Source organism: Mesorhizobium sp. M0317 (assembly GCF_040321555.1).
Taxonomy (GTDB): Bacteria; Pseudomonadota; Alphaproteobacteria; order Rhizobiales; family Rhizobiaceae; genus Mesorhizobium.
The window spans coordinates 57,712-78,318 of record NZ_JAMYRV010000021.1 but is presented as its reverse complement, the minus strand read 5'-3'; the positions used below and the strand labels follow the sequence as shown (position 1 = coordinate 78,318).

22 protein-coding genes are annotated in these 20,607 nt (G+C 63.7%); 5 read left to right on the top strand and 17 right to left on the bottom strand.

All coding sequences use genetic code 11. The features are described 5' to 3' along the window. Nucleotides 1-2: 2 nt before the first annotated feature. From NKI88_RS16505 to NKI88_RS16475, 7 genes are all read right to left on the bottom strand, one after another. The gene (locus NKI88_RS16505; protein WP_023752952.1) at nucleotides 3-485 is read right to left on the bottom strand and encodes a (2Fe-2S)-binding protein; all 483 of its coding nucleotides are present in this window, start codon (nucleotides 483-485) and stop codon (nucleotides 3-5) included. A gap of 60 nt (nucleotides 486-545) precedes the next feature. Further along, the gene (locus NKI88_RS16500; protein ID WP_023687950.1) at nucleotides 546-1,340 is read right to left on the bottom strand and encodes an FAD binding domain-containing protein; all 795 of its coding nucleotides are present in this window, start codon (nucleotides 1,338-1,340) and stop codon (nucleotides 546-548) included. Nucleotides 1,341-1,355: 15 nt separating this feature from the next. Beyond that, nucleotides 1,356-1,799, bottom strand: a complete 444-nt coding sequence (locus NKI88_RS16495; RefSeq protein ID WP_023815618.1) for an SRPBCC family protein — start codon at nucleotides 1,797-1,799, stop codon at nucleotides 1,356-1,358. A 113-nt stretch (nucleotides 1,800-1,912) separates the two neighbouring features. Beyond that, entirely contained in the window at nucleotides 1,913-2,740 is an 828-nt protein-coding gene (locus tag NKI88_RS16490; RefSeq protein WP_023739925.1) for an AraC family transcriptional regulator, read from the bottom strand. Nucleotides 2,741-2,917: 177 nt separating this feature from the next. Beyond that, nucleotides 2,918-3,688, bottom strand: a complete 771-nt coding sequence (locus tag NKI88_RS16485; RefSeq protein WP_352656172.1) for an SDR family oxidoreductase — start codon at nucleotides 3,686-3,688, stop codon at nucleotides 2,918-2,920. A 39-nt stretch (nucleotides 3,689-3,727) separates the two neighbouring features. Beyond that, nucleotides 3,728-4,726, bottom strand: a complete 999-nt coding sequence (locus tag NKI88_RS16480) for an ABC transporter permease (protein ID WP_023673048.1) — start codon at nucleotides 4,724-4,726, stop codon at nucleotides 3,728-3,730. 41 nt (nucleotides 4,727-4,767) lie between these two features. After that, nucleotides 4,768-5,508 carry an ATP-binding cassette domain-containing protein gene (locus NKI88_RS16475; protein ID WP_023696206.1) on the bottom strand — a complete coding sequence of 247 codons (741 nt, stop codon included), beginning with the start codon at nucleotides 5,506-5,508 and terminating at the stop codon, nucleotides 4,768-4,770. A gap of 466 nt (nucleotides 5,509-5,974) precedes the next feature. On the opposite strand from NKI88_RS16475, the gene NKI88_RS16470 reads away from it, so the two are divergent. Together NKI88_RS16470 and NKI88_RS16465 are read left to right on the top strand one after the other, a co-directional pair. Further along, nucleotides 5,975-6,964, top strand: a complete 990-nt coding sequence (locus tag NKI88_RS16470) for a sugar-binding protein (RefSeq protein WP_023741748.1) — start codon at nucleotides 5,975-5,977, stop codon at nucleotides 6,962-6,964. Nucleotides 6,965-7,143: 179 nt separating this feature from the next. Continuing rightward, nucleotides 7,144-7,926, top strand: coding sequence for a FadR/GntR family transcriptional regulator (locus tag NKI88_RS16465; RefSeq protein WP_023690787.1), 783 nt, complete (start codon nucleotides 7,144-7,146; stop codon nucleotides 7,924-7,926). Between the two features lie 18 nt (nucleotides 7,927-7,944). Here NKI88_RS16465 and NKI88_RS16460 read toward each other — a convergent pair whose 3' ends face one another. Continuing rightward, complete coding sequence (locus NKI88_RS16460; RefSeq protein ID WP_023690788.1) at nucleotides 7,945-8,883, bottom strand: NAD(P)-dependent oxidoreductase; 939 nt, start codon at nucleotides 8,881-8,883, stop codon at nucleotides 7,945-7,947. A gap of 117 nt (nucleotides 8,884-9,000) precedes the next feature. On the opposite strand from NKI88_RS16460, the gene NKI88_RS16455 reads away from it, so the two are divergent. Further along, nucleotides 9,001-9,891, top strand: a complete 891-nt coding sequence (locus NKI88_RS16455; RefSeq protein WP_352497888.1) for an NAD-dependent epimerase/dehydratase family protein — start codon at nucleotides 9,001-9,003, stop codon at nucleotides 9,889-9,891. Nucleotides 9,892-9,998: 107 nt separating this feature from the next. Beyond that, on the top strand, nucleotides 9,999-10,775 hold the full coding sequence (locus tag NKI88_RS16450; protein ID WP_023687956.1) for a FadR/GntR family transcriptional regulator: 777 nt from the start codon (nucleotides 9,999-10,001) through the stop codon (nucleotides 10,773-10,775). Nucleotides 10,776-10,923: 148 nt separating this feature from the next. On the opposite strand, the gene NKI88_RS16445 is transcribed toward NKI88_RS16450, so the two are convergent. The 6 genes from NKI88_RS16445 to NKI88_RS16420 all read right to left on the bottom strand — a co-directional run bounded on the left by NKI88_RS16445 (nucleotide 10,924) and on the right by NKI88_RS16420 (nucleotide 16,488). Next, entirely contained in the window at nucleotides 10,924-12,030 is a 1,107-nt protein-coding gene (locus tag NKI88_RS16445; protein WP_023687957.1) for a Gfo/Idh/MocA family protein, read from the bottom strand. A gap of 32 nt (nucleotides 12,031-12,062) precedes the next feature. Continuing rightward, nucleotides 12,063-12,899: an ATP-binding cassette domain-containing protein gene (locus tag NKI88_RS16440; protein WP_050593919.1), complete on the bottom strand. Its 837-nt coding sequence runs from the start codon at nucleotides 12,897-12,899 to the stop codon at nucleotides 12,063-12,065. Next, nucleotides 12,896-14,011, bottom strand: coding sequence for an ABC transporter permease (locus NKI88_RS16435; protein WP_502909474.1), 1,116 nt, complete (start codon nucleotides 14,009-14,011; stop codon nucleotides 12,896-12,898). Before NKI88_RS16435 ends, NKI88_RS16440 begins: the two co-directional genes overlap by 4 nt. 157 nt (nucleotides 14,012-14,168) lie before the next feature. Further along, nucleotides 14,169-15,137: a rhizopine catabolism ABC transporter substrate-binding protein gene (locus NKI88_RS16430; protein ID WP_023687959.1), complete on the bottom strand. Its 969-nt coding sequence runs from the start codon at nucleotides 15,135-15,137 to the stop codon at nucleotides 14,169-14,171. A gap of 63 nt (nucleotides 15,138-15,200) precedes the next feature. Next, nucleotides 15,201-16,112, bottom strand: coding sequence for a polysaccharide deacetylase family protein (locus tag NKI88_RS16425; RefSeq protein ID WP_023815613.1), 912 nt, complete (start codon nucleotides 16,110-16,112; stop codon nucleotides 15,201-15,203). Further along, nucleotides 16,087-16,488 (bottom strand): hypothetical protein, encoded by a 402-nt coding sequence (locus NKI88_RS16420; protein WP_352656166.1) that lies wholly within the window; start codon nucleotides 16,486-16,488, stop codon nucleotides 16,087-16,089. The genes NKI88_RS16425 and NKI88_RS16420 overlap by 26 nt, the downstream gene beginning before the upstream one ends. Here NKI88_RS16420 and NKI88_RS16415 point away from each other — a divergent pair. After that, nucleotides 16,487-17,731, top strand: coding sequence for a DegT/DnrJ/EryC1/StrS family aminotransferase (locus tag NKI88_RS16415; RefSeq protein WP_352656164.1), 1,245 nt, complete (start codon nucleotides 16,487-16,489; stop codon nucleotides 17,729-17,731). The two genes, NKI88_RS16420 and NKI88_RS16415, sit on opposite strands and share 2 nt — an antisense overlap. Nucleotides 17,732-17,752: 21 nt before the next feature. Here NKI88_RS16415 and mocR read toward each other — a convergent pair whose 3' ends face one another. The 3 genes from mocR to iolE form a co-directional block, all read right to left on the bottom strand. Beyond that, nucleotides 17,753-19,219 (bottom strand): rhizopine catabolism transcriptional regulator MocR, encoded by a 1,467-nt coding sequence (mocR, locus tag NKI88_RS16410; RefSeq protein WP_352656162.1) that lies wholly within the window; start codon nucleotides 19,217-19,219, stop codon nucleotides 17,753-17,755. Between the two features lies 1 nt (nucleotide 19,220). Beyond that, nucleotides 19,221-19,427: a LacI family DNA-binding transcriptional regulator gene (locus tag NKI88_RS16405; protein ID WP_352656160.1), complete on the bottom strand. Its 207-nt coding sequence runs from the start codon at nucleotides 19,425-19,427 to the stop codon at nucleotides 19,221-19,223. A 214-nt stretch (nucleotides 19,428-19,641) separates the two neighbouring features. Further along, a complete protein-coding gene (iolE, locus tag NKI88_RS16400) occupies nucleotides 19,642-20,553 on the bottom strand; it encodes a myo-inosose-2 dehydratase (RefSeq protein ID WP_352656158.1) in 912 nt (303 codons plus the stop codon). Between the last annotated feature and the right edge of the window lie 54 nt (nucleotides 20,554-20,607).

Here is a 20,607-nt window from a genome sequence, read left to right as displayed (position 1 = left end):
CCTTAGGCCGCGTTCTGCGAATTGGCTCGGGCCGCGGTCAGCACCGCCTGGATGATCGGCTCGTAGCCGGTGCAGCGGCAGATGTTGCCGGACAGCGCCTCGACCACATCCTCGCGGCTCGGATTGGGCGTGTGGTCGAGCAGCACCTTGGCGGCCATGATCATGCCCGGCGTGCAGAAGCCGCATTGCGTGGCGAAGGCATCGAGGAAGGCACGCTGCAGCGGATGCAGGACGCCGGCCTCGGCGAGGCCCGATGTGGTGCGGATGTCGGCGCCGCTGCAGGTCTCGGCCAGCGTCAGGCAAGAGAGCCGGAGTTCGCCGTCGATGATGACCGAACAGGCGCCGCAGGTGCCCTGGTGGCAGCCGCCCTTGGGCGAGGTGTCGCCGATCTTGTCGCGCAGCGCGTGCAGCAGCGTCGTGCCGCTGTCGACAAATTCGGCCTTCTCCGAGCCGTTGAGCGTGAACTGAACCGGAACCTTTGCCATGTTTTCCTCCCAGCGCGCCTGCCCGGTTGATCGGACAGACGCGCGCCCCCCAAGCGGTGGTTAAGTAAGCAGCAGCCGGCCGAGATGGACCGGCAGAACCTCGGCGCGATACCAGGCGCTGGCGATCGGGTCGGTGATTGGCGAGGTGCCTTCACCGGCTGCAGCCAGCGCCGCTGCGACGCCGTCCTGCTCGAGCCTGCTGCCGATCAGTGCCTTTTCCGCAGCACGGGCGCGCATCGGCCGGTCTGCCATGCAGCCGAGCGCGATCCGCGCCGAGGAGACAGTGCCGTCGCCGGCCTGTTCGAGAACGGCGGCGATGCTGAGCACGGAGACGCCCTTCGGCTTGACCCGCGACACTTTCAGGAAGCGGAAATTCTCGGCCTTCGGCAACGCGAAGGCGACTGATGTCACGATGGCGCGGCTGTCGTCCCGCCTGGCCAGAAAATCCTCGATAGGCAATTCCCCATCATCGGTGCCGACCGTCGCATCCAACGCCAGCAGGGCGACAGCGAAATCACCGTAGGGCGCGGGTGCGAACAGATTGCCGCCGACAGTCGCCATATTGCGGATCGCCGGGCCGCCGACGGCGCGCGCAGCCTTGGACAGCGCCGCAAGCTCCGGATGGCGGGCGATGGCCGCCATTGTCACCGAAGCGCCGATGCGGACCTTGCCGCCGGCAACGGTGATCCCGGAGAGGGTCGGATCGGTCGAGCGGACGAGGCCGGTGACGGAGACATCGCCTTCATTGGCGGCGCGCACGACCAGCGTGCCGCCGCCGAGATAGCGGGTGCCGGGCGCCTTCAGCGCCGCGTTGGCATCCCTGACGGCCGAAAAGGTCTGGAGGGCAAGCGCCATGGCAGTCTCCCTGGTTCAGCTCTGGCCAGAAAAATGGCTCTTCAACGCATTGAAGCCACCCTGGAAGACATTGGCGGCCATGCCGGCGGCGATCTTGTCGGCCTCGTCGGGCGCCGCGTCGAAGCTCGCGGTCCATTCGGCATAGGTGCGATCGCCGTCGGTCACGCGGCGCAATTGCAGCGTCGCCTTGTGATTGGTCAGCGGCTGCGGCGTCTCCAGGATGGAGTAGCTGACGCGGAAATTCGCATCGGAGAAGTCGAGCAGTTTTTCGCGGATACGCGCGCCGCTGGCGAGCTCGAAATTACGCACGCAGCCGATGGTTTCGGCGCTCTTGCCGTCTTCGATATGGCTCTTGACCATGCGCGGATGCCAGCCCGGCAGGTCATTGAAGTCGCGGATGCGCGCCCAGACCTTTTCGACCGGCGCGTCGATGACGCTGGAGACGGTGACTTCGGCCATATGATCATTCCCCTACGAATTCGATACGCAGCAGGGTAGGGCGGCGGCCGGTGCTGCGCTTATCAATGGGTCTTGCGGCCCTATCAAGGAGTCTGAAAAACGAGCGGCTTGGCTCAGGCCATGGCCCGCGCCGCCTCGCGGTAAAGCGTCGGCGGCACGCCGACATGGTCGCGGAAGAAGCGCGAGAAATTGCCCTGGGTGGTGAAGCCGAGATTGCAGGCGACCGAGATCAGCGGTTCCTGCGACCACTGCAACTGCCGCACGGCTTCCTCCATGCGCAGCGTGTTCCAGTAGACATTGGGCGTCAGATTGGTCTGTTCCTTGAACAAAGCGAAGAAATGCGGCCGCGACAGGCCGACGCTGCGGGCGACGTCGTCGAACGAAATGCGCTCGCAGACATTGGCCTTCATCAGCTGGATCGCCTTGCGGACGCGGAAATCCTGCATGGTGTTTACGCGGATGCGCGTCTCCTGCGGCGCCGAGGCGTCGGCGGCGTCGAGCACGCTATCGATGAAGCGCTCGATCTCGTAATTGGCGACGTCGTCGATGCTTTCATTATCGCTCAAATGATCGAGTAGGTTGGCGGCGGCCTGGTGCAGCCATGGTTCGAGCGTGATCGCAGCCTGTGCAAACAACGGCGCCGACGAAGGCAGGTCGCGGCGCCGGCGCGCCCAATCCGGATCGATGTAGAAGGCGAGGAACAGGCCGGGCCTGCCGTTCTGCGACAGAATGTGGCTGTGTGGCTGGTAGGAATTGATGCCGGCGGCGGTGCCGGGACCCAGCGGCACCGTCTCGCGGCCGACGGTCATCTCGCCGGCCGTGCCCTCCAGCCAGATGATGATGTGGGCCTCGACATGCGCATGGGTGACGAAGTCGCTGGCGACATTCAGGACAGAAACATGTCCGAACCGGCCCCAATAGAGCCTGATCGCGTCCGTCATGGGTTATACCTCCCGCAGACGACTGACCTCCCTTCGCCTGCAACGGGATTGTGCGGCTGAGTTCGGGGTCGCGTCAAGGCTGGGAGGTGTGGTGAGCTTGGGGGGCCGCTTATGCCGACGGATTTTCAGACTGAGCGATAGGGATTCCCCTTCTCCCGCAGGAGAAGGGAAGAACCGTCAAACCGAAGCCGTCATGCCGCCGTCGACATAAAGCGTATGGCCGTTGACGAAGGATGAGGCGTCGGAGGCGAGGAACACGGCGGCGCCGATCAGTTCGTCGACATACCCCCAGCGGCCAGCCGGCGTGCGCTTTTCCAGCCAGGCTGAGAATTCCTGGTTGTCGACCAGCGCCTGGTTCATCTCGGTGCGGAAATAGCCGGGGGCGATGGCATTGATCTGCAAGCCGTATTTCGCCCAGTCGGTGCACATGCCACGTGTCAAATTGCGGATTGCGCCCTTGGTCGCCGTATAGGGCGCGATGTTGGGCCGGGCGAGTTCGCTCTGCACCGAGCCGATGTTGATGATCTTGCCCTTGCCGCGCGCGATCATAGTGCGGGCGACCGCCTTGCCGGCATGGAAGGCGCCGGAGACATTGGTCTTGAACAGCCGCTCCCACTGCTCCTCGGGAAAGTCCTCGAGCGGAGCGCGGAACTGCACGCCGGCATTGTTGATCAGGATGTCGATGGCGCCGATCTCGGCCTCGATGCGGGCGACATCGGCATCGACCGCGCGAAAATCCGTCACGTCGAAGGTCGAGGGGTGCGCTTTGAAGCCGGCGTCGCGCAAGCCGGCGACAGCACCGGCAACCTTGCCGGCATCGCGGCCGTTGAGCACGACACTTGCGCCATGCTCGGCAAGGCCGCGCGCCAGCGCCAGGCCGATGCCTTGGCCGGAGCCGGTGATCAGCGCCAGCCGCCCGTTGAGGTCGAACAGGGATTTCGATGTCAAAGCAACGGTTTCCAGCCGGAAGATTCAGTCCAAAAACATTCAGTCATTGCGCCTGAAGTTGCGGATCCGGTCGAACAGCACCGCGAGCAGGATGGCGCCGCCGATGAACACGCCTTGCCAGAAAGCATTGATGCCGAGCAGACCAAGGCTGTTGCGGATCACTTCGATGAGCGCGGCACCGACAATGGCGCCGAAGGCGGTGCCGACGCCGCCGGCGAGATTGGCGCCGCCGATGACGGTGGCGGCGATGACCTGCAGTTCCATGCCGGTTCCGAGATTGGTGGTGACGGCGCCAAGCCATCCGGTCTGGATGATGCCGGCAATGCCCGCCGCCAGCGCCGAGATCATATAGACGGCGACCTTGATCTGCTTGACCGGAACGCCGGTCAGCGTCGCCGCGTGCTCATTGCCGCCAATGGCGAAGATGTGGCGGCCAAACTTGGTCCAGCGCAGCGTGAATCCGGTGATCAGCGCCAGAAGGATCATGTAGAGGACCGGATTGGCGATGCCGAACACCCAGGCGCCGCCGCCCAGCGCCAGAAGCTTGTCGTGATCCGGGCCGAACTGGAAGACGACGGTGTTGTTGGAGGCGACCATGGCGAGGCTGCGGGCAATCGACAGCATGCCGAGCGTCACCACGAAGGGTGGAAAGCCGAGATAGGCGATCATGATGCCGTTGAAGGCGCCTATGGCGAGCGCAGTGGCGATCGAGGCGAGGATGCCGACTTCTATGGAGTAGCCGGCATGCATGGTGACGGCCAGCACCATCGACGACAGGCAGAGCACCGAACCGACCGACAGGTCGATGCCGCCGGTGATGATGACGAAGGTCATGCCGAGCGCGATGATGGCGACGAAGGTGATGTTGCGGGTGATGTTGTAAAGGTTCTTCGACGTGGCGAAGGCGTCGGTGGCAAAAGACAGGAACAGGCAGGCCAGGATGACCGCGATCACCACCCAGAAGGTCTGGCTGGCAAACAGTCTTGCCGGCAAGGATTGCTGTTTTTGTTCGATCGGCTGGTCAATTGTCAGTGCCATCGTCGACCTTCATGTGCTGTGCGTGGTGAAATTCGCTGAGATCAAACCTGTTCGATGGCGCCGGTGATCAGCCCGGTGACTTCCTCGGGCGAACTTGACGCAATCGTCTTGTCGGCGACCTTGCGGCCGCGCCGCATGACGATGACGCGGTCGGCGACGGTGAACACGTCAGGCATGCGGTGGCTGATCAGCACCACTGCGATGCCCTGGTCGCGCAAATGGCGGATCAGGTTCAGCACTTCGGCGACCTGGCGCACCGAGATCGCGGCCGTCGGTTCGTCCATCAACACGATCTTGGCCTGCGACAGCATGGTGCGCGCGATCGCTACTGCCTGGCGCTGGCCGCCCGACATCTGCTTGACGAGGTCGCGCGGACGGGTCTCGGACTTCAACTCGGCGAACAACTGGCCGGCGCGCTTGTACATGGCGGCATAGTCGAGGATGCGTAATGGGCCGACGCCGCGGCGCAGTTCACGGCCGAGATAGACATTGGCGGCGGCGGTCAGATTGTTGCACAGCGCCAGGTCCTGGTGGACGATCTCGATGCCGTGCTGGCGAGCTTCCGCCGGCTTGTGCAGGATCAACTCCTTGCCGTCCATGCGCATGACGCCATGGCTGGGGCGGAAATTGCCGGCGATCATCTTGACCAGTGTCGACTTGCCGGCGCCGTTGTCGCCCATCAGGCCGACCACCTGTCCGGGCTCGATCGACAGCGATACGTCGTTGACCGCCTGGATGGCGCCGAAATGCCTCGAGATATTGGTGAGTTCGAGAACCGCCACCAGTCTTTGCCTCCCCGTGTTTTGCGACCCGCTGCTGTTCCCGGCGTGAATGCCGGCGCTGCTTTGGCCCCGCTCTCCCCATCTCCTCCCGGAAACAGCGTCAGCGTTCTTTTACGCAAAAGCCGGCGCTCGTCAATCAATTGTCGGACGAATTGAAGCCTTGGTTATCCAAAAATCCGTTTTGTAGGACAAATAGCATTGACGTTGGCCGCAAGCCGATATTAGCTAAGCGTCGGAGGAGATTATGCCGATGCCGCTGGCGGTTAGCCGGGCGGAATCGGCGGAGGTTTATCGGTCGAGGTTGCGGCGCCACCCATGTGTTGAGCCGGGCCAATGCCGCATCTGGAAATGCTTATCGATCTGTCTTGGCGACACGAGTGCTCGTGAAACGAACCTCGGTCATCAAGCATCCGGTCGATCTGTGTGGCGGGCACGCCGTGTCCGTCTGTTTCAAGGGAGGACTGACATGAGGAAAACACTTTTGCTCGCCGCCGTCGCCGCCATGGCGCTGGGCGCCGGGCCGGCTTTGGCCAAGAAACAGCTCGTCATCGTGGTGAAGGGTCTCGACAATCCATTCTTCGAAGCCATCCACCAGGGCTGCGAGAAATGGAACAAGGAAAATGCCAGCTCGGAATATGAATGCTTCTACACCGGCCCGGCATCGACCTCCGACGAGGCCGGCGAGGCGCAGATCGTTCAGGACATGCTGAGCAAGGCCGACACGGTGGCAATGGCGATTTCGCCATCCAACGCGCCGCTGATCGCTCAGACGATCAAGACCGCCAATCCGACGATCCCGATCATGACGCTCGACGCCGATCTCAGCAAGGAAGATGCCGCGCTGCGCAAGACCTATCTCGGCACCGACAACTATTTGATGGGTCACAAGATCGGCGAGTACATCAAGAAGGGCAAGCCGAACGGCGGCACGATCTGTACCATCGAAGGCAATCCCGCGGCCGACAACATCCTGCGCCGGGCGCAGGGCATGCGTGACGCGCTGTCGGGCAAGGAAGGCCTGGCGGCACTTGCCGGCGAAGGCGGCTGGACCGAAGTTGCCGGTTGCCCGGTGTTCACCAATGACGACGGCGCCAAGGGCGTGCAGGCGATGACCGACATCCTCGCCGCCAATCCCAAGCTCGATGCCTTCGGCATCATGGGCGGCTGGCCGCTGTTTGGCGCACCGCAGCCCTATCGTGACCTGTTCGGGCCGCTCAAGGACCGTATCGCCAACAACGACTTCGTCATCGGCGCCGCCGATACGATCGGCGATGAAGTGGCGATCGCCCGTGACGGCCTGGTGACTGCTCTGGTCGGTCAGCGGCCGTTCGAAATGGGCTACAAGGCACCGTCGGTGATGATCGACCTGGTCGAAGGCAAGGCCGTCGCCGATCCGGTGTTCACCGGCCTCGACGAATGCACCAAGGACACGGTCGACACCTGCATCCAGAAGTAGGTTCTCGATTTCGGGGCGCCCTTTGACGGGCGCCCCGTCTCTTCCCGAACGGACGCAACGGTTGGGGCAGCAGGCTCCGGCTTTGACGCGCCTGTAGTTTGGATTTTCGGCAACGAGATCGGCGCGCCGTGCAGGTTCGGACCAGTCCGGACGCAGACGGCCGACGCATTGGAACGTGAATGCCGGACGAGAAATCAAAGAAGCGAACCGAGCGGGCCAAGGCACAAGCCAGCCGCGGCCCGGCTGTCATGCGCAGGGCCGGTGCCGCGCATTTTCCGGGAGCGAGCGTCCATGTCTCGCTGGCCGGCGAGATCGGCCTCAGGATCGTGCGCGGCGATTATCCGCCCGGCACGATTCTGCCCAACGAGGCCAAATGGGCCGAGACCTTCGATGTCAGTCGTTCGGCGGTGCGCGAAGCCATCAAGATGCTGATGGCCAAAAGCCTGCTGGCTTCACGGCCCAAGATCGGCAGCTGGGTCGAGCCCAGGGAACGCTGGAACCTGCTCGACCGCGATGTGCTGGCCTGGTACGCGACCGGGCCGGACCGGGAGGCCTTCCTGCGCACGGTGCAGGAGTTCCGTCACATCATCGAGCCGGAAGCGTCGGCCTTTGCCGCCACGCGGCGCAGCGACGAGCAGATGGACGAGATCAGCCAGGCCTGTCGTGAGATGGGCGAGGCTTTGAACCTGCAGGAGCGTATCCGCGCCGATACGCGTTTTCACCTCGCCATATTGCGCGCCTCGGGCAACGATCTGCTGGTGCCGCTTGGCGTTCTGATCGAGTCGGCGCTCGATCATCTCTTTGTCTTCGTCACACGCGAGACCAGCGATCAGCGGCGGGCGCAGGCGCTGCATGAGGCGATCGAGAAGAACATCCGCCTGCAGCGCCCTGCGGCCGCGCGCAATGCGGTGCACAAACTGCTCGCCAACACCGACGATGTTATCGGCCGGTCGAGGCGCTGACACAAGCTTTTCGCCACCTCAAATCGTCTGCTTCTTGCCATCCTTGCTGGGCATCAGGTCGACGCCGTTGACCTTGCCGACATATGTTGCCAGCATCGGCACGAATTGCTCGGCCGGGCCAGTGGCATGGGCACCGGCGAAGGAGTTCTTGGTGGCGTTACCGAGCGGGTTGGCGATGCCGGCCGCACCCGCCATCGATTCCAGATAGGTCAGGTCCTTGAAGGCGTTGGCGATGGTGAATTTATGTGCGTCGCGGTCGCCCTCCAGCGTCCAGCGCATGAAGGTCTGGTAGAAGCCGCAATCCATGCGGCCGTTGCGGATGACGCTGTCGAAACGCGGTGGCGAGATGCCGACCTTTTCGGCCAGCGCCAGCGCCTCGGAATAGATCGCGGCATAGCCCAGCGAGATGAAGTTGTTGAGCAGCTTCATGCGGTGGCCGTCACCGGTATCGCCAATATGGACGATGCGGCCGGCCCAGGTTTCGATGACCGGCTTCACACGGGCAAACAGCGCGTCGGGCGCGCCGACCATGGCGTCGAGCGTGCCTTCCCAGGCTTCCTTCGGCGTGCGGCTGAGCGGTGCATCGACGAAGTCGACGCCGATCTCCTTCAGTTCCGCCGCCAGCGCCACGGTCGAGACCGGATCGGCGGTCGAGCAATCGACGACAACCGAGCCTCTTTTCAGGCCCTCCTTGAGGCCGCCGGGGCCACGGATGATGGCTTCGACCTCGCGCGAGCCGGTGACGCAGATGAAGACGATATCGGATGCCGCTGCCACCTCACGCGAGGTGGCCACTTCCTTCGCACCGCGGCCAGCCAAGTCTTCCGCCGGCTTGCGGTTCTTGCGGCCGAGGAAGGTCAGGCCATAGCCCTTGTCGACGATGTTCTTGGCAATGCCGTGCCCCATCAGGCCAAGGCCGATAAAGCCGATCTTTTCGCTCGCGGCGGTCGTGGTCATGTCTTGAAGTCCTGTTGCGATGATTGATATTGGGCGCCGCCGTCTTGCGGGCGAGGGTGGTTGCAGAATGCCATATTGTCTGACAATACACAGAAATCCTAGGCATTGGAGACGAAAATGACGAAGCGGATCATGTTCACCGGCGGCAGCGGCAAGGCCGGTCGCCATGTCGTGCAATATCTGATCGAACAGGGCTGCCAGGTGCTCAACATCGACACCAAGCCGCTCGACAATCCCAAGGTACGCACGCTGATCACCGACATCACCGACAGCGGCCAGGTGTTCAACGCGCTGTCGAGCTATATGGGTCTGCACGAATTCGACCCGTCGCTGCGCCCGCAGCCGGTCGATGCCGTGGTGCATTTCGCCGCCATACCGCGCATCATGATCACGACCGACAATGAGGTGTTCCGCATCAATGCGATGGGCACCTACAACGTCATCGAGGCGGCGGTGAAACTCGGCATCCCTAAGGTGGTGATCGCGTCCAGCGAGACCACCTATGGCGTGGTGTTCGCCAACGAACCGCGCGACCCCAAATATTTTCCCCTCGATGAAGAATACGACGTCGATCCGATGGACAGCTATGCTCTGTCCAAGGTCGTCAACGAGCACACGGCGCGCGCCTTTGCGCAGCGCAACGGCACCGATATCTATGCCTTGCGCATCGGCAACGTCATCGAACCGCACGAATATTCGCTGTTTCCGAAGTGGTTTGCCGATCCGGGCTTTCGCAAGCGCATCGCCTGGAGCTATGTCGACGCGCGCGATCTCGGCCAGATCACGCTGCGCGCCGTTGAAACGGACGGGCTCGGCTTCCAGGTGTTCAACGCCGCCAATGACGACACCTCGTCCGACCTGCCGACGGCCGAACTTTTGAAGCGGTTTTACCCCGACGTGCCGGTCAAGGCGGATCTCGGCGAATATGAAACGCTGCTCTCGAACCGCAAGGCCAGGGACATGCTCGGCTTCCGTCCCGAGCACAGCTGGCGCAAATACGTCAAATAGGACGGCCGGGGGCAAGGTTGCGACCTGATCTGTGCACAGCCGCAGGCTTTGCCGTCAACGTCCCGTCCTTTGCTTGACAGCTTTCGAAATCCGGACTTTGTGGACGCATGAGGGACGGAAAGCCGAATAAGGGAAAGAAGCCTGAAAAGGCGGCATCCGGCGAGCGCCCGGCGACCCTTCGCCGGGCTGACGCCACCCGGATGCCCGGCACCAGCGTGCATGCCTCGCTGGCCAGCGAAATCGGGCTTCGGATCGTGCGCGGCGACTATCCGCCAGGCACCATCCTGCCCAATGAAGCCAAATGGTCCGAAACCTTCAACGTCAGTCGCTCTGCGGTGCGCGAAGCGATCAAGATGCTGATGGCCAAAAGCCTTTTGGCGTCGCGCCCCAAGATCGGCAGTTGGGTGGAGCCCAGGGAGCGCTGGAACCTGCTCGATCGCGATGTGCTCGCCTGGTACGCGACCGCGCCCGACCGTGAGGTGTTCCTGAAAACGGTGCAGGAATTCCGCCACATCATCGAGCCGGAAGCGACTGCCTTCGCAGCCATGCGACGCACCGAGGAGCAGATGGCCGAGATCAGCCAGGCCTGCCGCGAGATGGGCGAGGCGTCGAGCCTGCAGGAGCGCACGCGCGCCGACACACGTTTCCATCTGGCCATCCTGCGTGCCTCCGGCAATGACCTGCTGGTGCCGCTCGGCGTGCTGATCGAATCCGCCTTCGATCATCTGTTCACCTATACGACGCGCGAACTCGACGATCTGCAGCATGCACAGCAACTGCACGAGGCGATCGAGAAGGCCATCCGCCTGCAGCGGCCGGAGGCGGCCCGCAACGCGGTGCGCAAGCTGCTCGCCAATACAGACGGCGTCATCAACACCCGGTAGGATGTGCTGAAATTCAGGTGAGGCGGGCCTGCAGACGCCGGCTTTCTGCGCTTCCGGTGCTCACGTACTTAAGTACGCTCCGCTCCGGTTCTCGAACCCAACGTTTTCGGCGCGGCCTGACCTGAATCTCAACACATCCTGCGAGCGCTCAGCCGGCCTGCGAAGTGGCCAAATGCTGCCTGGTCAGCGCGATCAGCAGCGCCTGGTCGCGCGCGGCGTGCTCGGGGCGGTTGACCACCTCGTCGCCATTGACGATCGCACCCCAGAAGCCGCGCAGTTCCTCGACGAAGGCTTCGCCGTAGCCGGCGCGCAGATCCTTCGTCGACAGTGTGTGGCCGTCCGAGGTCTTCACAGTCAGCCGGGTCGGGTGATGGTTGAGCCAGGGCGAGGGGAATTCGAGCTCGAGGCTGGCAGCGTCGAAGAACAGCGTGATGCGTTCCTTGTAGTCGGCGAGCTTCGGCACGGTGAGATGCGTCATCGTCCACAGCGCCTGGCCGTCGAGCAGTTTTACTGCGCCCTGGCCGCCATCGCCATTGGCGAAGATCTGCGCGCCGACGACCTCGCCATCCGGCACGCTGAGCGCGTCGAGCAGGCCGTGTACGGCATTCACATCGTGAATCAAGGCGGAGCTGTAAGCGGCGGTAAATCCACGGAAAGCCAGATCGTTCAAAGGCTGGCCGATAGCGCGTTCGACCTGTTGTTTCTGCCTGGCTTGCGCGGCGGCAATCAGCTCCTCGGGAATGTCGTTGCCGCGCTTGTAGCGCTGGTGGGCGATGAACGGCCAGGCATCGGGATCGTTAACCTCGACCGAGACGGACCGCAACGTCTTTGCCGTGCCGGGCAGCGAGGCCAGCGCCAGCCGGTAGCTCGGATCGAAGCGCTTCATATAGCCGACCTGCATGACCTTGCCGGCCTTATCGCGCGCGGCGATGATCTCGGCGATTTCCGCCGGGGAATAGCAGAGCGGCTTTTCGCAGAAGACATGCAGGCCGCGCCCCAGTGCGGCCAGCACCTGCTCTTGATGCAGCGGGTCGGGCGAGCCGATCACGACGGCGTCGAGCTTATGGTCGAACAGTTGCTCCGGCGTTTCGAAATTGGCGATGCCGTGAACTTCGCTGACATATTCCCGCGAAATCCTTGACGGGTCGGCGACGCCGACCAGTTCGAACAGGTCGCCGAGCCGCAACAGATTCGGAATATGCTCGACCTGCGAGATCATGCCGGCGCCGATAACGCCAACCCGTATCCTGCTCATGCTGCTAAAACTCTCTGCAAAGTGTTCCAGGCTCAGGGTGCGGCGGCCGGCCGATTGCCGATCTGCGCCAACAGCCCGGCAATCTCAGCTTCCACCGCCTTCAGATCCTCGCCGCCCGACATGATGGAAATCACCTCGTCGCGCGAGATCTCGGACTTTGCGTATGTGCCGCGATTGCGGCCGCGGTTGAGCAGCGTGAAAGTGTCACCGACAGGGTAGGCGTGGTGGATGTTGTGGCTGATGAAGATCACCGCCAGCCCGCGCATGCGCGCCTCGATGATGAATTTCAGCACCATGGCCGCCTGATGCACGCCGAGCGCCGAGGTCGGCTCGTCAAGGATCAGCACCTTTGCGCCGAAGTGGACTGCGCGCGCGATTGCCACCGATTGGCGCTCGCCGCCCGACAGCGTGCCGACGGCCTGCGTCGGGTCGCGCACGTCGATGCCGATATCGGCCATCGCCTGGCGGGCAATTGTGTTGGCGCGCTCCTTGTCGAAGCGCGAGAAGGGCAGGCGGCTTCTGGTCGGCTCGCGGCCGAGGAAGAAGTTGCGCGTGATCGACATCAGCGAGATCATGCCGAGGTCCTGGAAGACCGTCGCGACGCCGAGGTCCTGCGCGTCGCGCGGGCTGCGGAAGCTGACGGGCTTGCCGTCGACGAAAATCTCGCCCTTGGTCGGCCGGTGCACGCCCGACAGAACCTTGATCAGTGTCGACTTGCCGGCGCCATTGTCGCCGAGCAGGCAGTGCACCTCGCCGGGATAGACCTTGATGTCGATATCCTGCAGCGCGCGCACCGAGCCGAAATTGACCGACACACCACGCAATTCCATGGCTGGCTGAATGGCCGGGGATGGGTTTGGGTAGGTCATTTGCCGCCTCCGCGTCCGAGCGCCTTGAGGCGGATGTAGTTGTTGACCAGCACGGCCATCAAAATGACGATGCCGAGGAAGACCTTGAACCAGTCGGTGTCGATGCCGGTGTAGAAGATGCCCATCTGCACAAGGCCGAAGATCAGCGCGCCGAACAGCACGCCATAGACGGTGCCGTAGCCGCCGGTCAGCAGCACGCCGCCGATGACCGCGGCGATGATCCCCTCGAATTCCTTGAGCAGGCCGCGCGTGGTGTCGGCGGAGCCGGCCTCCATCACCTGGATGGTGGCAAGCAAGGTCGCGGCACAGGCGGTGTAGATGAACAGCGCGATCTTAACCCGGTCGACCGGCACGCCGACATTGCGGGCGGCATTGAGGTCGCCGCCGGTGGCGAAGATCCAGTTGCCGTATTTGGTCTGGGTCAAGACATAGCCGGCAAGCGCTGTCAGTCCGAGCCACCAGACGATCGACATCGGAATGCCGACGACGAAGGGAATGCCGTCGGTGCGGGTGGCGATCCAACCTTGCGTGCCCATCCATTGGAAGAAGCCGGTCAGGAGATGGCCGTTGAACAGGCCCGCGGTTGCCGGGTCCGGCGCGCCGTCGAGGATGTAGGGGATCTGCGTGCGGCCGGTGACGGCGCGGGTGATGCCGATCGACAGGCCGCGCAGGATGTAGAGCGACGCCAGCGTCACGATGAAGGAGGGCAGGCGGGTCTTCACCACGATCAGGCCGTTGACGTAGCCGGTGAGGATGGCGACAGCGAAGGCGCAGGCGATGCCGCCCCACAGCGGCAAGCCCCAGTATTTGACGGTCAGGCCGATGACGACGCCGGCGAAGCCGACCATCGAGCCGACGGAGAGATCGAACTCGCCGGCGATGATGAGAAGGGCTGCGGCCGTGGCGATGATGCCGAGTTCGGCTGCCAGCGTCAGGAAGGTCATCGACCCCTGTAGCGAATAGAGGTTCGACGCACCCGGCAGCAGGGCGAAGATGATGACGGTGGCGATGAGGCCGCCGGCGGCACCGGCTTCGGGCCGGCGCAGCCATTGCGTCAGCCGGCCGGTGCTGGCCAGCCGCTCGTCAGTGCCGGCAGCCCGTTTCGACGTCATGCCGAAACGGTCCTTGCCCAGTACCCCGGGGGCCGGCGCTTCTGGAGGTATCGCCTTGTCTTCCACAACAGCCATTAGGCTCCCCAATCGCTCACTTCGCAATCTCGACCAGAGACGGGGAGCGCATGGCGGCTCCCCGATCCGTTTTGGTCTTGCCTTAGCGGATGCCGTCCTTGGCGAGCGCCAGGATCGCCTTGGCCTTGTCGGGCGAGTCGATGAACAGCGGCCCGGTGTAGGCGTTGTTCTGCGGCCAGAAGCCATGTGTGGCATGCTCGACCAGATAGATCACCGGCAGGTATCCCATCAGATATTGCTGGGCGTCCATGCCGAAGCCCATTTCGCCGGCGACGACGGAATCCAGGACTTCGGGGCTGATGTCGAAGGTGTAGAGCTTGATCTTGCCGAACAGTTCCTTCTGCCGGAAGAACGGGATCAGCGGATTGGCGGCGGTGGCGCCGAGCGCAAACACCGCCTGGGTGTCGGGATGCGCCGACAGATAGGCCTCGGTGCGGCGCTGGATGTCGGCCGGATCGGGCGACACGGTAAGCACCTCGGTGCCGCCGCCTGACGGCTTCAGCCCGTCATTCAACCCCTGGCAGCGCTGGTCGAGGCTGACATTGCCGACCTCGTGGTTGATGCAGACGACCTTGAGCGTGCCTTCCTTGGCCAGCCGCTCGCCCGCCTTCTTGCCGGAATCATATTCGGAGACTGTGCCGACGTAGAGAGAGGTGCCGAGTTCGGCGCCTTCCTTCTCGCCGGAATCCAGGACGACCATCGGAATGTTGGCGGCAAGGCCGGCCTTGACCGATTTACCAAGCGCATTGGCGTCGGCAATGGAGACCGCGATGCCGTCGGGATTGGTGGCGATGGCCGCGTCGAGCAGGCGGGCCTGTTCGACCACGTCGAACACTTGCGGCGCATAATATTCGACCTTGGCGCCGGTGAGCGCCGCCGCATCGTCGACGCCGCGCTTGACCACCGACCAGTAGGGATCGGAGGCCGAGCCATGCACCACGAAGGTGATGCGGACATCCTTCGGGTCCTTCAGGCCCGCGGCCTGCACGACGCCCGCCAGCATACTCATCGAGACAAGCGCGCCGAGCGCCAGTTTCAGAACAGTCTTCATGTCATTCTCCCATTGTCGTTGCAGTTCCAAATCCCTCTTTGCGCTGTTGGCCGACGGATCGGCTTACGGCGCTGACCGGGTGGCCGCTTTGCGGGCCTTTGCCGGTGTCGATGCCCCGAGCCGTGCACGCAGTTCCTCGCGCAACGGCTTCATGCCGATGATGTCGATGTCCTGCGCGCCGAGCCAGTCGCGAAAAGCCTGGTCGCGGAAGAGTTCATATTCCTCGGTGCGGATATAGGCGGAGCGCGGCTCGATCAGTTCGAGCTCGCCCGGCGCGTTGAAGTGCAGGCAAAAGAAGGTCAGGCCTTCACGGACCCCTTCGACCAATGCCTTGTAGGCTGGCTCTATCGGCTTGGAGCGTGGACGGCCCCAGGTCGTCTGAATGGCGGCGTCGAAGATGACAAAGCCTTTGGCGCGGGCTCCAGTGACGCCGCGCTGGAACGCCGCTTCGGTGACGCCGACCAGATTGTCGTTGGGCGAATAGGCCGACAGCGTTTTGGTCAACAGCACCGGCAGCCGATATTCCAGGCCGAGCTTGATGTAGACGTCGCAAAACTCCGGCGACAGCGCTGCCCCCATATGGGCGTCAAGATGAGTGACGTCGATGCCGGCGCGGTAGGCGGTGTCGATCTGCGCGCGAAGCTCGGTTTCCACCGCTTGCGGTGCTGCCTTGCGGCGGGTGGTCGCTACATCGGGCCAGAAATAGCCGAACTCGTCCGTCAGGCCGGCGGCGCGCGACGGCGACGTCAGCGGCCGCCATTTGTAGTGCTGCTTTTCGCTGTTCAGCGTCAGGTGGACGCCGAGATCGAGCCGGGGATCGGCGGCTGCCGCTTCGGCCATCTCAGGGAACCATGGGCACGGCACCATCACGGCGCCGGAGCTGCAGGCGCCCAGTGCGGTCAGTTCGAGGAAGGCGCTGTTGGCGCCATGGCACATGCCGACATCGTCTTCATGCAGGACGAGCTGTCGCGTCATGGACGGCCACCGTTTTGCCGGCCACCATCTTGCCGGCCACCATCTTGCGGGCCACCATCTTGCCGGCACGCCGGTTTCGAGGGTCTTCCAAAGTGTGTCCCGTGCTGCATGGAACCGACCGTTTGCCCAACTGGACGCGATGGAACGCCCAATGCGGGCTTTCCGACAGGGCCACTTCAGCGAATTCGGATGGGTACGATTTTTCCGCGGGCCTGCGTTCTGGAATGCCGATTTCATTCGCTATGCCCACAGTCGGCGCTAAACGCCGCTCCGACGTGAGCAGGATGGCTTGGTCAGATCGCAGCGGAGTGGTTCTTTCAAACAGCGGCCGCAGGCGTACTGCTTTCATACCATCAGCGATGTGGAGACTTGCCATGTACACTGCCGGCGAAGAAGAGATCGAAGCCATTGCCAGGGTGATCCGCTCGGGTGCGCTGTTTCGCTATGGCGAGAACAGCGAGTGCAACCGCTTCGAGGCCCGCTATGCCAGGCATCTCGGCGTCGAGCATTTTGCGCTGGCCGCCAGCGGCACCTATGGGCTCGCCGCCGGCCTGATCGGCCTCGGCATCGGCCCGGGCGATGAGGTGCTGGTGCCGGCGCACACCTATATGGCGACCGCAACGGCAGTGCTGTCGGTCGGCGCCATTCCGGTCATTGTCGACATCGACGAGAGCCTGACCATTGACCCGGCCGCTCTGCGCGACGCCATCGGCCCGCGCACCAAGGCGGTCATCCCGGTGCATATGTGGGGTGCGGCCTGCAACATGAACGCGATCATGGATATCGCTAAAAAACGCGGTCTGCTCGTGCTGGAAGATGTCTGCCAGGGCATTGGCGGCGGCTATGAGGGCAAGAAGCTCGGCTCCATCGGCCATGCCGGCGCCTACTCCTTCAACTACTTCAAGAACATCACGTCGGGCGAGGGCGGCGGCATCGCCACCAGCGATCCGAAAGTGGCCGAGCGCGCGCGCTGCGCCATCGACCCCTGCCACTTCTACTGGCAGGGCCGCAGCGACAGCATCAAGCCGTTCGCCGGCATCGGGGCGCGCGCCTCGGAACTGATGGGTGCAATGCTCAATGCCCAGCTCGACCGTCTGGACGGCATCATCGAGGCGATGCGGGCGGAGAAGAAGAAGGTGCTGGCCGGCACGCGCCATCTCGGCAATCTCGGCCTGACGCCGTCGCCGATGAACAGCCCCGACGACGATTGCGCGGCACAGGTAATGTATCTGCTGCCCAGCGAACAGGCGGCGCAGACTTTTTCGAAGACCATTCCGAGCGTCATTGCCGGCAAGACCGGCCGCCACAATTTCACCCAGTGGGACCAGGTGCTGATGCATGAGGGCGCGCATCATCCGGCGCTCAATCCGTACACGCTGCCGGAAAACAAGGGCCTGCGGCTGACCTATGCCGACGACCTCGGCAAGGGTTCTCTCGACATCCTCAACCGCACGGTGATGATCGCGATGAATCCGGCGCATGGCGACGCCGACATCGACGACATGATCCATAACATCGATGCGGCAGCTCGCGTGGCGCTGGAAAACGCTTCGCTGGACGATGTCGAGGTGCGCAAGGCAGCGCCCGTCGATCTGCAGAAATTCGATAGTGTGAATTGAAGCGCTCAGCGCTGGATCGGCCTATTGCCGGTCCAGCCGCATGAAGGCAGCGCGCAACGCCAGCACCGCGCGCAGGATCTGGCGTTCGTCCATCGCGGCATAGCCGAGCAGCAGGCCGTGTTCCGGCTCGCTCGAATGGTAGTTGATCGAGATGCCCTGCACGTCGAGGCCCTCCTTGACGGCGGCGGCGACGACGTCACTGTCCTTGTAGGGTCGGACAAAACTGGCCAGCAGCTGCATGCCGGAATCGTTCTCGGTCACCGTCAGCCATTCGGCCAGATGGTCCTGGCACAGCTTGACGAAATTGGCTTGCCGGCGCGCATAAAGGCGGCGCATGCGTTTCAGATGCGTGGCGAAATAGCCTTGCGTGATGAAGTCGTTGACCGTCGCCTGCAGGATCAGCGGCGCGAACTGGCCGGTGATCGACACGGCACGGTCGAAGGGCACGGACAGTTCGCGCGGTACGATGAGATACCCGATGCGCAGCGCCGGGATCAGCGTCTTGCCGAAGGAACCAATATAGACGACGCGGTCGGCATGATCGAGGCCGCGCAGCGCCGGCACCGGCCGGCCGCGATAACGGTATTCACCGTCATAATCGTCCTCGACGATCCAGGCGCCGTGGCGTTCCGCGATGTCAAGCAGTTGCAGCCGTTCTTCGATGCGCATGATGGTGCCGAACGGCCATTGGCAGGATGGCGTCACATAGATCAGGCGTGGCGGAGGCAGGTTGGGGTCGGACAGGTGCCAGCCGTGGCGATCGACCTTCAAGGGCGCGAGCTTTGCGCCGCTGGCGAGGAAGGCGCTCTTGGCGCCGAGATAGCCGGGCTCCTCCATCCAGACATGGTCGCCTTCGTCCATCAGCACGCGCGAAGCGAGGTCGAGTGCCGCCTGCGCGCCGGTGACGATGATGACCTGGTCGGCGGTGCAGTTGATGCCGCGCGACAGGCTGATGGTCGACGCAATGGCCTGGCGCAGACCGGGATGGCCGGCAAAGGAGATATAGCCGAGCAAGTTCTCGTCGCGGCTGCGCGCATTGCGCACCAGAAGGCTCGACCAGATGGTGAAGGGGAAGGATGCCGATTCCGGCACGCCCGGATGGAAGTTGATGACGCCGGCATTGCGTGGCGGCTGCGGGCCGTTGACGATGGTCTGACCGCGCCGCGAGAGTTTTTGCGGGGCGGCGAGGCCGGCGCGCAGCGCGGCCGGCGGGCGTTTCTGCTGGATCGGCGCCACCCAGGTGCCAGACCCGGCGCGCGCCTCTATAAACCCTTCGGCGAGCAGCTGGTCGTAGGCGGCGATCACCGTGTTGCGGCCGACCTTAAGATCCTCGGCCAGCGAGCGTGTCGAAGGAAGCAGCGTGTTCTGCTGGATCTGGCCGTCGAGGATGAAGCGCCGCAGGGCGCCGTAGATCTGCCGGTGCATCGGTTCGTCCGAGCCGCGGTCGACCGACATGATGTCGAGGGAAAGGCGCATATGGTCGGCCAAGCTAGTCTCCGACCAACCTGGCGGCGCGGGCGATCTTCTCTTCGTTAAGCAGGCAGACAGTCTCCAGCACCAGCCGTCTGGTTTCGGGATGAACCTCGCGTCTGTTCTTCAGCGCGCGGTGAACGGTTGCCGCGCCGAGTTCCGCCTTCTCGGCGATCTCACGGATGGTGCAAAGCCGTTCCATGCCGAGTGCCGCCTCGAATGCCATGTCGCTCCTCCATCTGCATCAAGGCATGCCTCGTCGCCAGCCTCAAGCTGGAAACGCCGGGCCGGCAACTCGGGGGCAAAAATTTCGATGCCAAGAGCTGTGCGGTGCGCGCCGGCCAGGGAGGGCGGCAGCGCGGATCGCCGGGCGCTTTCGCGTCGCTACCCCTACCGAGGCGCGCGCCCAACCGGCCCAACCACCAGCCCCCCGGCGGTGGTTAGGCCAAGTCTCGTATCGCGACGTCGAACCCGGCCGCGCAGGCCGTTTTGAGAAGCGAAGCGTAACCTTTCGTGGCATAGGTCAAGGGGTGTGCCTTGGCCGGATCCTGCTCGGCCTCAACGACGATCCAGCCTTCGAAGCCATGGCTGGCCAGAGGCTGCAGCAGCGACAGGAAATCGACGGAGCCATCGCCGGGCACGGTGAAGATTCCTTCCATCACTGCCGCCATGAAACTCATGTCCTCGCGCCGTGCCTTCTCCAGCACGGCCGCGCGGACGTCCTTGCAATGGAAATGCACGATGCGGTCGAGATGCCGGTTCAGGAGGGAGGCCGGGTCGCCGCCTGAGAACAGACAATGGCCGGTATCGAACAGCAGGCCGACGCTCTTGCCGGTTGCGGCCATCAGCCTGTCGACCTCGTCATCGCTCTCGACGATGGTGCCCATATGGTGATGGAAAGCCATGCCGACGCCGAAGGCAGCCATGCGGTCGGCGAGTTCGGTCAGCTTCTCGCCATAGGCGGTCCATTCGCCGTCAGCGAGGCGCGGACGCTGTGAGACCGGCGCGAAAATGCCGTCATGACGGCCGCGCGAGGTGTCGGCATAGACGACGACCTTGGCCCCGAGATCGCGCAGCAGGGTCAGATGCGAGGTGACGGCGGCGAATTCCTCGTCGACCGTGCGGTCGAGGATGCGGCCGTCATACCAGCCGGAGACGAGCTCCAGTCCGTAAGAAGACAGGATCGGTCCAAGCTCGTCGCTTCGCCTGGGGAATTTGCCGCCGAGTTCGGTGCCGCGATAGCCGGCCTGCCTGGTTTCCGACAGGCATGTCGCGAGCGGCGTATCGCCGCCGAGTGCGGGAACATCGTCATTGCTCCAGGTGATGGGATTGATGCCGATCTTGACCGTCATGCCGCTACTTCAAAGGGCTCGGGGAAACACAAAGCCGAGGCCGGCAAACTGAGG